The organism is Oceanobacillus sp. FSL W8-0428, assembly GCF_038004405.1.
GTDB classification, from domain to species: domain Bacteria; phylum Bacillota; class Bacilli; order Bacillales; family Amphibacillaceae; genus Oceanobacillus; species Oceanobacillus sojae.
On sequence record NZ_JBBORB010000001.1, the window covers coordinates 4,447,050 to 4,460,594 of the forward strand.

13 protein-coding genes and 1 other annotated feature are annotated in these 13,545 nt (G+C 38.5%); all 13 genes read right to left on the minus strand.

Translation table 11 applies throughout. The features are described from left to right. Positions 1 to 333: 333 nt before the first annotated feature. The 13 genes from ileS to ftsA all read right to left on the minus strand — a co-directional run bounded on the left by ileS (position 334) and on the right by ftsA (position 13,526). Positions 334 to 3,090, minus strand: coding sequence for an isoleucine--tRNA ligase (ileS, locus tag MKY30_RS21430; protein WP_156986038.1), 2,757 nt, complete (start codon positions 3,088 to 3,090; stop codon positions 334 to 336). Positions 3,091 to 3,160: 70 nt separating this feature from the next. Then, positions 3,161 to 3,377: a binding site (T-box leader), on the minus strand. Between the two features lie 93 nt (positions 3,378 to 3,470). Continuing rightward, complete coding sequence (locus MKY30_RS21435; RefSeq protein ID WP_077601503.1) at positions 3,471 to 3,974, minus strand: DivIVA domain-containing protein; 504 nt, start codon at positions 3,972 to 3,974, stop codon at positions 3,471 to 3,473. A 79-nt stretch (positions 3,975 to 4,053) separates the two neighbouring features. Further along, positions 4,054 to 4,830 carry a YlmH family RNA-binding protein gene (locus MKY30_RS21440; protein WP_147209685.1) on the minus strand — a complete coding sequence of 259 codons (777 nt, stop codon included), beginning with the start codon at positions 4,828 to 4,830 and terminating at the stop codon, positions 4,054 to 4,056. A gap of 21 nt (positions 4,831 to 4,851) precedes the next feature. Further along, on the minus strand, positions 4,852 to 5,112 hold the full coding sequence (locus MKY30_RS21445; RefSeq protein WP_371863284.1) for a YggT family protein: 261 nt from the start codon (positions 5,110 to 5,112) through the stop codon (positions 4,852 to 4,854). A gap of 9 nt (positions 5,113 to 5,121) precedes the next feature. Then, positions 5,122 to 5,559 carry a cell division protein SepF gene (locus tag MKY30_RS21450; protein ID WP_147209609.1) on the minus strand — a complete coding sequence of 146 codons (438 nt, stop codon included), beginning with the start codon at positions 5,557 to 5,559 and terminating at the stop codon, positions 5,122 to 5,124. Positions 5,560 to 5,574: 15 nt separating this feature from the next. Continuing rightward, entirely contained in the window at positions 5,575 to 6,255 is a 681-nt protein-coding gene (locus tag MKY30_RS21455) for a YggS family pyridoxal phosphate-dependent enzyme (RefSeq protein WP_147209610.1), read from the minus strand. Between the two features lie 12 nt (positions 6,256 to 6,267). After that, positions 6,268 to 7,086: a peptidoglycan editing factor PgeF gene (gene pgeF, locus MKY30_RS21460; protein WP_156986037.1), complete on the minus strand. Its 819-nt coding sequence runs from the start codon at positions 7,084 to 7,086 to the stop codon at positions 6,268 to 6,270. Between the two features lie 134 nt (positions 7,087 to 7,220). Further along, positions 7,221 to 7,481 carry a YlmC/YmxH family sporulation protein gene (locus MKY30_RS21465; protein ID WP_147209612.1) on the minus strand — a complete coding sequence of 87 codons (261 nt, stop codon included), beginning with the start codon at positions 7,479 to 7,481 and terminating at the stop codon, positions 7,221 to 7,223. A gap of 548 nt (positions 7,482 to 8,029) precedes the next feature. Continuing rightward, complete coding sequence (gene sigG / locus MKY30_RS21470) at positions 8,030 to 8,812, minus strand: RNA polymerase sporulation sigma factor SigG (RefSeq protein ID WP_147209613.1); 783 nt, start codon at positions 8,810 to 8,812, stop codon at positions 8,030 to 8,032. A gap of 121 nt (positions 8,813 to 8,933) precedes the next feature. Next, positions 8,934 to 9,653, minus strand: coding sequence for an RNA polymerase sporulation sigma factor SigE (gene sigE / locus MKY30_RS21475; protein WP_147209614.1), 720 nt, complete (start codon positions 9,651 to 9,653; stop codon positions 8,934 to 8,936). A 15-nt stretch (positions 9,654 to 9,668) separates the two neighbouring features. Further along, positions 9,669 to 10,589 carry a sigma-E processing peptidase SpoIIGA gene (gene spoIIGA / locus MKY30_RS21480; RefSeq protein WP_341085341.1) on the minus strand — a complete coding sequence of 307 codons (921 nt, stop codon included), beginning with the start codon at positions 10,587 to 10,589 and terminating at the stop codon, positions 9,669 to 9,671. A 427-nt stretch (positions 10,590 to 11,016) separates the two neighbouring features. After that, on the minus strand, positions 11,017 to 12,174 hold the full coding sequence (ftsZ, locus tag MKY30_RS21485; RefSeq protein WP_147209616.1) for a cell division protein FtsZ: 1,158 nt from the start codon (positions 12,172 to 12,174) through the stop codon (positions 11,017 to 11,019). A 65-nt stretch (positions 12,175 to 12,239) separates the two neighbouring features. Then, on the minus strand, positions 12,240 to 13,526 hold the full coding sequence (gene ftsA, locus MKY30_RS21490; RefSeq protein WP_147209617.1) for a cell division protein FtsA: 1,287 nt from the start codon (positions 13,524 to 13,526) through the stop codon (positions 12,240 to 12,242). Positions 13,527 to 13,545 lie beyond the last annotated feature (19 nt).

Sequence of the window (13,545 nt, forward strand, 5' to 3'; positions counted from 1 at the left end):
GTTTTCGATGGGACGAGTAATCGCAGTCCCAGTCCCAGGAAGTCGCTTTCCGCGGACAACGTTTAGCCTCCTCGGAAGAAAACCGCTTCCTGATCAGGTCTTCACCGGTTGCTTTTCCCACAGGAGTTGACTTCCATTCACTCCCATCTATGTGAAAATATGTTTCTTTTTCTTTCTTACAAAGAATTTATACTAATTCTAGCGGAGTGTATTTCTGGAGCCTAAGATTACTCCTCCATCAAACCCGTCGGAGCGGTTATCTCCAGCATTTTTTATACTTTCTTATTCTAAAAAAAGCCAGCCCTATTTTCAAGACTGACTTTTTTTAGTATTTTAATTTGTATAATTTTCTTTTACAACACTGGCACATCTTGCACAAAGTGTCGGGTGGTCTTTATCTTCACCTACTGTTTCAGAAACAACCCAGCAGCGTTCACATGTTTCGCCGGGATGCTTTTCAACTGCAACCTCTACATAATCATATTCTTTTCCGATGCCTTTTTCACTTGCAATAACTGCTTCAGAAACAATGAAGTACTGATGCAGATCAGCTACATTTTCAAGCACCTGCTTTGTCTCTTCATCAAGAGGAGCTAATGTGATTTTAGCTTCTAATGATTTCCCGATAACCTTCTCTGCTCTGGCTTCTTCAAGAGCTTTCAGAACATCGTCTCTCACTTCCATAAAGTGATCCCATTTCCCGACAATACCTTCTGAATCTGCAACCTTACGCGGTTCAGGAATATCAGTAAAGTGGACGGTTTCCGCTTCTACTCCCGGAATGTATTCCCATACTTCCTCAGCTGTATGAGGAATAATTGGAGCAAGGACTTGCACAAGTGTTGTCAGGATTTCATAATAGCCTGTCTGAATACTGCGGCGACGCGGATGGTCAGCAGCTTCAATATATAGAATATCCTTCGCAAAATCTAAATAGAAGGAGCTTAAATCAACTGCACAGAAATTATGAACCTGATTAATCACCGGTGCAAACTCAAAGTGCTCATAATTGTCACGTGCGCCTTTTAACACTTGCTGCAGGCGATAAAGCATATAGCGGTCTACTTCCTGCAGGTCTTCATCCTTCACCCGGTCTTTAGCAGGATCAAAATCTGCAAGATTCGCTAATAAGAAACGGAAGGTATTTCGGATTTTACGATAGCTTTCAGATGTTTGTTTTAAAATATCATCAGAAATACGTACATCTGCCTGATAATCAACACTTGCAACCCAAAGTCTTAAAATATCTGATCCTAATTGTTTTTGTACTTTAGAAGGAACAATAACATTACCCAATGATTTACTCATCTTACGGCCGTTTCCATCAAGTACAAAACCATGGCTGATGATATTTTTATATGGTGCTTTCCCTGTCACTGCCACAGATGTAGATAATGATGAGTTAAACCAGCCGCGATACTGATCGCTGCCTTCTAAATAGATATCTGCCGGACGCTGAAGCTCCGGCCGGTTCATAAGGACACCTTCATGGGATGAACCTGAATCAAACCATACGTCCATGATATCAACTTCTTTTGTAAATTTACCGTTTGGACTATGCTCTGATGTAAATCCTTCCGGTAATAAATCCTCTGCTTCTCTTTCGAACCAAATATTTGAACCGTGCTCTCGGAAAAGATCAGATACATGAGAGATTGTTTCATCTGTAATAATCGGTGTACCATCTTCCCCGTAAAAGACAGGGATAGGAACGCCCCAAGCACGCTGTCTGGAAATACACCAGTCTTCACGATCTCTTACCATATTATATAGTCTTGTTTCTCCCCAATGCGGATACCAATTCACATTCTTAATTTCATCAAGGATTTCTTGGCGAAAGTCCTTGATGGAAGCAAACCATTGTGACGTCGCACGGAAAATAGTCGGTTTCTTGGTTCTCCAGTCATGCGGATAAGAGTGCGTAATAAACTCTAATTTTAACAAGGAACCAGTTTCATCTAATTTTTCCGTAATTACTTTATTTGCATCATCATAGAATAGTCCTTCAAATCCTGGCGCTTCACTTGTAAACACGCCTTTTTCATCGACTGGACAAAATGCATCGATACCATACTTACGGCAAACATAGAAGTCATCTTCCCCGTGCCCAGGAGCTGTATGAACACAGCCTGTACCTGCATCAGTTGTAACATGCTCTCCAAGCATGACAAGCGATTTGCGATCATAGAATGGATGCCGCGCTTCTACTCTGTCAGCTTCCTGACCTTTAAACTTCTTCACAACAGTTACATCTTCCCAGCCTAATACTTCTTTGACATCTTCGAGCAGAGCTTCTGCTAAAACATACTTCTCATCATTTACTTGGGCAACAACATAGCTTAAATCTGGATGCAGGCTGATCCCTAAGTTAGCAGGAAGCGTCCATGGAGTAGTTGTCCAAATAATGATTTTCTCATCACCATCAAGTACATCTTTACCATCCGTTACTTCAAAAGAAACATAGATAGAAGGTGAGCGCTTATCCTGGTATTCAATTTCTGCTTCTGCAAGTGCAGACTCCGAAGAAGGAGACCAATATACGGGCTTAAGACCTTTATAAATATAGCCTTTTCTTGCCATTTCTCCAAATACCTTAATTTGGGAAGCTTCATAATCCTTTGTTAACGTAATATATGGATTATCCCAATCTCCGCGAACTCCTAATTTTTTAAATTGCGTACGCTGACTGTCAATTTGTCCAAGTGCATATTCTTCACAAAGCTTACGGAATTCAGCAACAGACATCTCTTTGCGCTTTACTTTCTTTTTCTTTGTCAATGCAGTCTCGATTGGCAATCCATGTGTATCCCAGCCGGGAACATACGGAGCATAATAGCCTGTCATAGATTTATACCGAACAATAAAGTCCTTCAGGATTTTATTAAGCGCATGTCCAATATGAATATCTCCATTCGCATACGGAGGCCCATCATGTAAAATAAATAATGGTCTTCCTTTTGTACGCTCTAAGCTTTTTTGATACTGGTTACTTTCTTCCCAATTCTTTTGACGTTCAGGTTCTTTATTTGGCAGATTTCCCCGCATAGGAAACGCTGTTTTTGGCATTAATAGTGTTTGTTTATATTCCAAGATATTCCCTCCTGTTATTTTTATGACCTAAAAAATAATTATTTATATACAAAAAGAGCCCTCTAATCCCTAAAGGGACGAGAAGACTCGCGGTACCACCCTTATAAATTTAATGCCCGGCATTAAATTCACTCGAAATCCGTAACGTGGACAGTCGGCTGTTACTACGTGTATTCATAACAGCTACTCCAGAGTGATTTTCTAAAAGATTTCTGTATCAGGCTTACACCATCCCTGACTCGCTTATACAGAATATTCTTCTATACTTTCTCTTTCATTGTATTCCTATAAACATCATGATTTTTTTAATGTAAAATAAGTGTCAAAAAAACATTATACTTGTATGAATTATATGTAATATACAATCCTAAGTCAAGCCTTTATGATTCATGCTCCATCAGTTCCAAGTCTTCATCTACTTCAGTATCAAATAATTCTTGCCAATCATCTGTACCCAGCATTTCCAATTGTGCCTGGACCAGCATGCGCATTCTTGAACGGAATACCTTCGCTTGTTTTTTCAATTCTTCTACATCAAGTGAAATTTTCCGTGCTTTACTTAATGCTTCATTTACAATTCGGTCGGCATTTTTTTCTGCTTCTTTCATAATTAATTTTGCTTCTTTTTGCGCGCTGCCTTTAATATCCTCTGCTGTTTCCTGGGCAACAAGAATAGATTTGTTTAGCGTTTCTTCAATGTTTGTAAAATGCCCTAATCGCTCTTGAAGCTCTTTTGCCTTTTGATCTAATTCATCTCTTTCACGGATAACAATTTCATAATCCTTCATTACTTGATCAAGGAATTTATTAACTTCATCTTCATCATAGCCCCGGAATCCTCTTGCAAATTCTTTATTATGAATATCTAATGGTGATAATGCCACCATCTCCACCTCCCTAATCGGTTCCAAGCTGTCAATTTCTCTCTTTATTATTCAATAATTCCAGCGTAAATGCCAGCACTTATTGTAAAATTGCAGCCGTCATTTTAATTTTGTCTTTCTTCGATCTCCCGCGTATTTCAACTATTTTGCTTCTGCCTTTTCCACGTACAGAAAGCATATCTCCTTCCTGTAGTTGGAATTTCACATCATCCACTACCCGATAATTTACTTTTACAAGCAGTTTTTGAATAAGTGCAGCTGCATCTTTTCGGGATAATCCATATATCTCTTTAATCACTGTATCTAATCGCAGGGAAGAGATTGTTTTATCATACTCTTTCCAATTTTCTTTTTTGACAGCCAGAGATTCAAGGGATTGTTCCTTAAAGGAGATACGGGATTTTTTGATTGAGGTCAAATTCATCTGAATAAACGGAACGACCTCTCCTGCTGCCAGCAAATGAATTTTCCCATCTGCTGCCGTAATATCTCCAAGTTTTTTACGCTTTACACCTTGTGATAAAAAAGCCCCCATTACATCACGATGCTCCAGACTTACAAATTTCTCTGGATAAACCGCTTCTAGAAGTTGAATTTGAAACATATCCTTTGTAATGGTTTCATAAACAGGCGCAATAACTATCCTTTTCCGTTCGCTGTATTCTGACCCGCCAAAGGCTTCTGTTTGCAGTTCATCTTGGCTGGTTCCTAAAAGCATCTGTACAATTTCCTGCTCACGAGGATCCAAAAAATCAGTCAGCTTCGGAATATAAGACCGCTCCACCTGGTCTTTCCAGGAGAGGACCTGATCTATAAAAGGCTGTTCTTCTTTTCGAAAATGCTGATAAACTTCCATGGTCATCCCTTTCTCTGAATCCTAAAACATCATTGCAAATTGCATAAAGCCCTGTCTTGCAAACTGCAGCAAGAGTATAGCAACAATTGGTGAAAAGTCAATCATACCAAGCGGCGGAATAAATTTACGAAAAATCTCTAAATAAGGCTCACAAATTTTCCCTAGCATTTCCCCAAATTGTGACTCCCTTGCTCCCGGAAACCAGGACATTAAAATATATGCTATCAGTGCAAAGCTGTAAATGCTTAAAGCAAAACTTATTATTGAAACGATTTGTGCCAACATCTGCTGCTACCATCCTTTATCATAATCTTCCTGTTCATACAACATTTCAGAAATGCTTCCAGTAATCTCCACATTGTCTGGTGTACATAGGAATGTTTCAGAACCTAATTTCTGAATATCCCCTTTTACGGCATAGACCGTTCCACTCAGAAAATCAACAATACGCTTTGCCTGCTGATGATCCACCCGCTGCAAATTAATAATCACAGCACGTCTGTTCACAATGTTATCTGCTATGTCCTGAGCTTCATTATAATTTCTTGGTTCTGCCAGGACAACCTTTGAACTCGTATTTTGTATACTGGAAAGGTTCACAACATTTTTACTCGCTGCTGTTTTTTCCTGAGTATGAGGGGGTTCTTCTTCTTGTTCATTTTCTACATATTCATACTCATATTCATCATCCAGAGTGAAATAATTCTTAAGCTTCTTTTTAAAGCTCATTCTCTACACCTCACTTTAAAGTTCTTTGCCAACCAGTTTTGTCCCTATACGGATATGTGTAGCGCCTTCTTCTACAGCAACTTTATAGTCATTACTCATTCCCATAGATAAGTATTCGCATGGTGCATAGTCTAAATGCAGGCTCTGGATGTAATCGCGCAGCAGCCGTAATTTTTTAAACAGCGGACGGGCCTCTTCCGGATTATCAACATGCGGAGCCATTGTCATCAAGCCGACAACGCGGATATTCTTAAAAAGAGCCAATTCTTTTATAAAGGGTTCCACTTTGTCTTCAGCTAATCCATGCTTCGATTCCTCACCGCTTACGTTAACCTGAACAAAACAGGAAACTGTTTTCTGGCTCCGCTTATTAATTTCTTTTGCCAAAGATTTTCTATCTAGTGAATGAATATAATCAATATGATGAAGAATATCTTTTACTTTTCTGGATTGCAATGATCCAATAAAGTGCCATGTGGCACTTTCCCCAATCTCTTCAAATTTCGCTAAAAATCCTTCATTTCTATTTTCACCAAGGTTGGTTACCCCGGCAGATAATGCTTCTTTTGCTCGTTCTATTGTAACATATTTTGTTACAGCGATAATATTAATATCTTCTTTATTTCTGCCAGCTCTCTCCGCAGCCTGCTCTATATCTGCTTGAATTTTAATAAGATTTTCACTTACAGCAACCATTCTACTCCTCCATTACTTCTTCTGTTTCTCAAAGCCAATAAACCCCAGCATTCTTCCTGTTTTTCCTTTATCACGACGATGAGAGAAGAATATCGTCTCATCTTGGAAAGTACAATATTTTGTTATCTCTATATTATGACGAAAGACACCAGATTGTACAAGAATATCGACATTTAGCTCTTTTAAGTCAATTAAATATTGATTTGGTGATACTTCTTCGGTGAATTTTTGTTTTTGGTCCTCACTAAGATGAGATAGTACGGTATCATCAACAACGTAGCTTTCTTTGGAGATACTCGGACCAACTGCAACCTTCAGATCTTTTACAGATGCTCCGGCCTGCTCCAATTCCTGAACCATTTTCCCTGCAATCTGTCCAACAGTCCCTTTCCAGCCGGCATGGGCAATGCCAGCTATCCTTGTGGTTGGATCTACAAAAAACAGCGGAACACAATCTGCAAAGAAAGCTGTTGCAAGTATACGATCCGCTTCATTTGTAATTAATCCATCGACTCCAGATATACTGGAATCAAATGAAATACTGCCCTTTCCGGCATCTTCAATATCCAGCAGATGAATTTCTGTTCCATGAACCTGTTCGCCGCAAGCCCAGCGGTTAAGCGGGATATTAAGCTCCTGACTTAGAATACTCCGATTTTCCAACACCTTTTTTTCGTCATCAAATACATGGAGCCCCATATTTAATTGCCTGTAGGCTCCCTCACTTACTCCACCGTTTTTTGTTGTAAAGCCTGCAATCAGACCCGGAATTTCCTCCTCCAATGAAGATAAATGAAGTCTTGTCTCACTTTTAAGCTTAAATGGCTCCATGTCTCTTTCCCTCTTTTCGCTTTAATGATGAATTCAAATTCCTTTGATTACTATATTTTCATTAAATTTTTTGAGCAATCTTTTTAAAATCAATTTTGTGTCTTATTTTAACACATTATATCGATAATTTCTCCTTAATCTTCTGTATAGAGATCCGGTCCTTTTACTTTTTCCACTAAGATAACATCTTCTCCAATCCGTACAATTTTTTCCCAGGCAATAAAAAGCTCTCCTGCCTTAGCAAACATTCCTGATTTTTTGCCTTTTCCTTCCGCAATAATTGCAATAACCCTTCCAGTTCTCCCATCTATCTCTAAGTCTATAATATGTCCTAAACGTGTTCCATCGTCCATAACAATAAGTTCTTTTATTTGCAATTCAGATAGTTTCACCATCCCAGCTCCCTCCCTCTTATTATCCTATGCATGGGAACATGCTTTTTTTCATGGAAAATAAAAACCAGATGTTCTTGTGATGCAGAGGTTCACTTGCATGAGAAAAACCAAGAAAATCACTTGTTCTTGCTAAGGAGATGTCCGCTGCGAAGTTTTTTGATGGGACGAGTAATCGCAGTCCCAGTCCCAGAAGAAATATACGGAGACTCCTGTGGGAATGCGCGCAAAACGGAAAAGGAAGTTCGGTTAAGTTCGCGACGTTCTGTCTCAGGCACCGAATTGACATACGTCCTGTATGCTTCCGCAAGAAAAAAGTGCTCTTCTTTTTTCTACCACAGGTATAAGTGCGACTTTAGCTTTGTCTGCGACTGTCGGCTTGCCAATTGCTAAGTCTTCTTTAGAGGAGATGAGCTCTGGGCCCACGGAAAGTGTAGTGTATTTCTGGGGCTGCGATTACTCACCCCATGAAAACCGTTGGACCGTCTAGTCTTCAGCATTTTTATATACTTTCTAAAAAAAAGCCTTACCGCTGTGGGCAAGGCTTATATTCATTCAAACATTTGCTTATTCATTTGGTTGATAGCACCTTTTTCAAGTCTGGACACTTGTGCCTGGGAGATTCCAATCTCATCAGCCACTTCCATCTGTGTTTTTCCTTGAAAAAAGCGCTTATTTAAAATCATTTTTTCTCTTGCATTTAACCTGTGCATTCCTTCTTTCAAGGATAGCTTATCTACCCATGATGAATCTTTATCCTTATCATCGCTTAGCTGATCCATTACAAAAATAGGGTCGCCGCCATCATTGTAAATTGGCTCAAAAAGTGAAACAGGATCTTGAATCGCATCCAGTGCAAAGACTATCTCAGCCTGCTCTACTCCCATTTCTTTCGCTATTTCAGCGGGAGATGGATCTTTGGATGTTTTACTGATTAATTGCTCTCTGACCTGCAGAGCCCGGTAAGCAATATCCCGTAAAGATCTGGATACACGAATAGGATTATTATCCCGTAAATACCTTCTAATCTCACCAATAATCATTGGAACAGCATAGGTAGAAAAACGTACATTATGCGATAAATCAAAATTATCAATAGATTTCATTAAACCAATACACCCAACCTGAAATAAATCATCAACATATTCACCGCGATTATTAAATCGTTGAATGACACTGAGAACAAGACGCAAATTGCCATTCACTAATTCTTCCCGGGCTGTTATATCATTTTCTTCTTGCATTCGAATAAATAATTTTTTCATTTCATCATTTTTAAGTACTGGAAGTTTTGATGTATCAACCCCGCATATTTCAACTTTATGTCTTGTCATTCCCGAAAACCTCCCCAATCTTAGATGCTGTTCAAGGACAGTATCTCCCCGGGGAGAGTTTTTATTCAGGGAAAAATTGTAAAAAAAGCAATGTTATGCGGAGAATAATTGATATATCAAGCTAAACCATTTTATTAAATTCTTTTTTTAACCTCCGAATAATTTTCTTCTCTAAACGGGAAATATAAGACTGGGAAATTCCCAGCATATCAGCTACGTCTTTCTGCGTTTTTTCATCATCACCAATTAGTCCAAAGCGTAATTCCATAATCTGTTTTTCACGGGCATTTAATTTACCCAATGCTGATTTTAACAGTGATTTATCAACATTCGATTCAATACTTTTTGTAATAATATCCTCTTCCGTCCCAAGCACATCCGATAATAGGAGTTCATTGCCATCCCAATCAATATTCAGTGGTTCATCAAAGGAAACCTCTGTCTTTAATTTATTCGTTCTGCGCAAATACATGAGGATTTCATTTTCAATACAGCGAGATGCATATGTTGCCAATTTAATCTTTTTTTCTGGATTAAAAGTATTTACAGCTTTAATTAATCCAATTGTTCCTATACTGATCAAATCTTCAATATTAATTCCTGTATTTTCAAATTTCCTAGAAATATAAACCACTAATCTCAGATTTCTTTCAATTAACATAGATCTTGCAGCCTGATCTCCTTTAGGAAGTTTTTTTAACAGTTCATGTTCTTCCTGTTTTGACAAAGGTGGCGGCAATGCCTCACTCCCGCCAATATAGTAGATTTCCTTTGGCTTTAACCCAATCTTTCGCAGAAATTGATACCAGCGTAATTTTAATTTAAATTTCCAAACAGACACTTGACGCACTCTCCTTTATGCAGATTGTATAATAGATTGCTTAATCACAAGGGGATGCAACAGACAATGATATTGTCCATCTCTTTCCAGTTCCCCAAATTGAATTCCAATTAATACATTTGCCGTCTGTAAAACATCATTATTATAAAAAATAGTCAGCTCCTCAGCCCTGATTGCCAGCATAAAAGAATGTGCTCCATCAACTCCCTGATACGGAATCATATGCAGTTTATCCTCCCACTTCTTTGGCAGCTGTTCAAAATCAAGAGTCTCCTTAACCTGTTGCAGCTCTTCCCATTCTTTTTCATCAAACCACTGCTTTAAAAATGGCCGGTCACAAATAACTACAGGCTGTTTGGTTAGGGGGTCAATCAGCTGATTTCCACTATCAATGTAGCCGACAGATTCAAAAGACTGATGATTCATCGTCAATATAACCTTATGCATCTCATCATATTTCACTTGCTCCCCCACATGCTCGTCCATTCTTCGCTTTGTGAAATACCAGATAATTGGAAAACATGTTATAACAAATAACCAGCTGACAGGATCTCCATAGCCTTGATTAAAAGTAATAACGCCCTCTAGCGAAACAGTGACCGGACGCTGGAGGAAAAAGTGAATCGCCATTAATCCTCCCCCAATTGCAAAGGATACGAAATAAAAGAGCAATGACAGTTTAATAAAGCGATATAGACTTTTAAATCCGAATGTACTAAAAATGATGAGAAAAGAATAAATTAGCTTACCGGCAACATGATTAAAAAATGAATTTGGATATAAAATTGTCAGTGGAACAATGCATGAAGCAATAAATGCACCAATAAATAAACGAATCTTTTTTGCTGGACTTCGGGCAAGTAGCTGTACAAGCATCAGCAGCATTAAATCCACCATAAAATTTAATGTCCAAATTACGTCTAAATAAATAGACAATCTTTGCTGCACCCCCCCTAAAATGTTGCTGATTGCCAGTGAAAAAATTACCTTCCATATGCTTTTTGAATATATTTTTAAATAGATAGGAAGTAATGTATGATGAAAGTATAGACAATTGAAAAAGAAAAGTCTGTCAATTCTTGTATGCAAAATTAAGCTATTTAGCACTTATTCTTAGAGTTAATGTCTAATGATTTTAGAAGGTAGTGGAGAGGCCTTATCAGCAGCCTTTATGACAGGATATAAGGAAAATAATTTTATAATTTGCTTTGCTAAATGCAAAAATATTATTAAATCAGGAACGTTTACTTTGTGTCCAAGGATATAGAGCATTTTAACTTTCTGTTTGGTTCTCAAAATCAAAAAAGCTCTGTGCTGGAGGATTTTCTCCAGAGCACAGAGCTTTTTATCTCATATTTACATCTTAACGATTACGATTGCGATTTCTCAGGAAAGTCGGGATATCTAACTCTTCTTCCTCTGGACGAGGCTTAGAAGGTGATGGATTGGAAGTTTCTCTTTCCCTGACAGGATGATTTGATTCATTTGATTGTTTCGCAGCAGCCTGCTGTGTTTGTCCTATATTTGGACGCTGTTGTTTTTGACGGGCATCTGCCTTTGGTTGTGCATTTTCATCAAAACCTGTAGCAATTACTGTTACAACAATCTCGTCATTAAGATTTTCATTAATAACAGAACCAAAAATTACATTAACTTCCTGATCGGCAGCAGAAGTAACTAAATCTGCTGCTTCCTGTACTTCATACAGACTTAAGTTTGTACCACCAGTGATATTCATTAAAATACCATGTGCTCCATCAATGGAAGTCTCCAGTAACGGAGAAGAAATTGCTTTTTTAGCAGCTTCTGTTGCTCTTGTTTCTCCAGTTGCAATACCAATACCCATTAATGCTGAACCTTTATCATACATAATCGTTTTCACGTCAGCAAAGTCAACGTTAATAAGACCTGGTTTTGCAATCAAGTCTGAAATGCCTTGTACACCTTGGCGAAGCACATTATCTGCTTCACGGAATGCTTCGAGCATTGGAGTGTTTTTATCGACAATCTCCAGCAAACGATCATTTGGAATCACGATTAATGTATCCACACTTCCTTTAAGTGTATCGATACCGGAAATTGCCTGCGTTGATCTTCTTCTTCCTTCAAAGGAAAATGGACGGGTAACAACGCCGACAGTCAATGCACCTAAATCTTTAGCTACCTGTGCAATAACTGGAGCTGCACCTGTTCCTGTACCGCCGCCCATTCCTGCAGTAACAAAAACCATATCCGCTCCTTTTAATACTTCTTCCAGCTGCTCTTTACTTTCTTCTGCCGCTTTCTTTCCTACTTCCGGGTTGGCACCAGCACCAAGACCGCGGGTTAATTTTCCTCCAATTTGTATCTTGGATTCAGCTTTGGAAAGATTTAAGGCTTGGGAATCTGTATTTACCGCGATAAATTCAACGCCCTCTACACCATGCTCAATCATACGGTTAACGGCATTATTTCCGCCGCCGCCAACTCCAATAACTTTTATCGTTGCTAATTCTTCCATGTTTGTATCAAAATCTAACATATTATGGTTTCCTCCTAGTCTACTAATTACGAACAATTTCCGATATAAACTTCTGCTGGCAGAAATCAATCAAAGAAATATTTGAATAGATTAGCAAATCCTGATTCTTTCTTCTTGTCTTTTTTCTTTTCTTTCTTTTCACTTGCAGGTCTGGACTGCTTTACCTGCCGCTGTTCACCTTCATCTCCCACTGCCACTGCAGGATACAATTCTTTCCCCTGAATTTTAGCGTTACGATAAGCAAACTGTAAGATACCGACACCAGATGTAAATTGTGCTTCTCTGACGCCAATATAGTCTGGAATAGCTACACGAACATTGGAGTAAAATAAATCCTGTGCCAGCTCTAAACTTCCAGGCATTGCAATGGTGCCACCTGTTAATACAAATCCGCCAGGTAATTCCTGATATCCCATTTTTCGAATTTCCCTATCAACATAAGTGTATATTTCTTCTAATCTGGCTTCAATCATATCAGCTAATTGAAGTTGATTAAATACTTGTTTCTGATTACTTCCAATAGTTGTTACTTCAAAAGTTTCTTCTTCAGAAGCATCGTTGTAAAATGCATATCCATAATTTAATTTGATTTGTTCTGCTTCTTCTGTAGAGATACGCAAACCGATTGATAAGTCTTTGGTTATATTATCTCCGCCTAAATTGATTACGCTTGTCGCAGCCAGATGATCATTTTCAAATACAGATACTGTTGTACATCCGCCACCAATATCAATAAGGGCTGAGCCCATATTCATCTCATCCTTTGATAAGGCTACTGTACCAGCTGCGAGCGGCTGAAGACAAATATCTGAGACTTCTAGATTAGCACGCTCTACACATTTCAGGATATTATGAAGAATTGTCTTAGAGCAAGTGATAATTGTTCCTTCCATTTCCAAACGGACACCAATCATTCCTCTGGGATCTGTAATTTCATCCAATCCATCCACAATAAATTGTTTTGGAATAACATCAATAATTTCCCGTTCCGGGGGAATGGATATTACTTGAGCTCCGTCAATCACTCTAGTTACATCTTCATCATTAATTTCACGATTCTCACTTTGCACAGCTACTACGCCATGACACGACTGAAGCTGAATATGATGGCCGTTTACACCTACTACAACACGGTTAATTTCCATACCAACCATTCTTTCAGCCTGCTCGACTGCACTTCTGATAGAATGAACAGTCTGGTCGATATCAACAATAGCACCCTTCTTCATTCCATTTGATGCTGCAGTTCCTACTCCAATAATATTTAAAGAGTCATGTTGTACTTCTCCAATAATTACTTTTATAGTATTTGTCCCAATATCAAGACTAACTAATATTTCACTGTTGTTCAAAAAAGAGCACCTCCTCGTA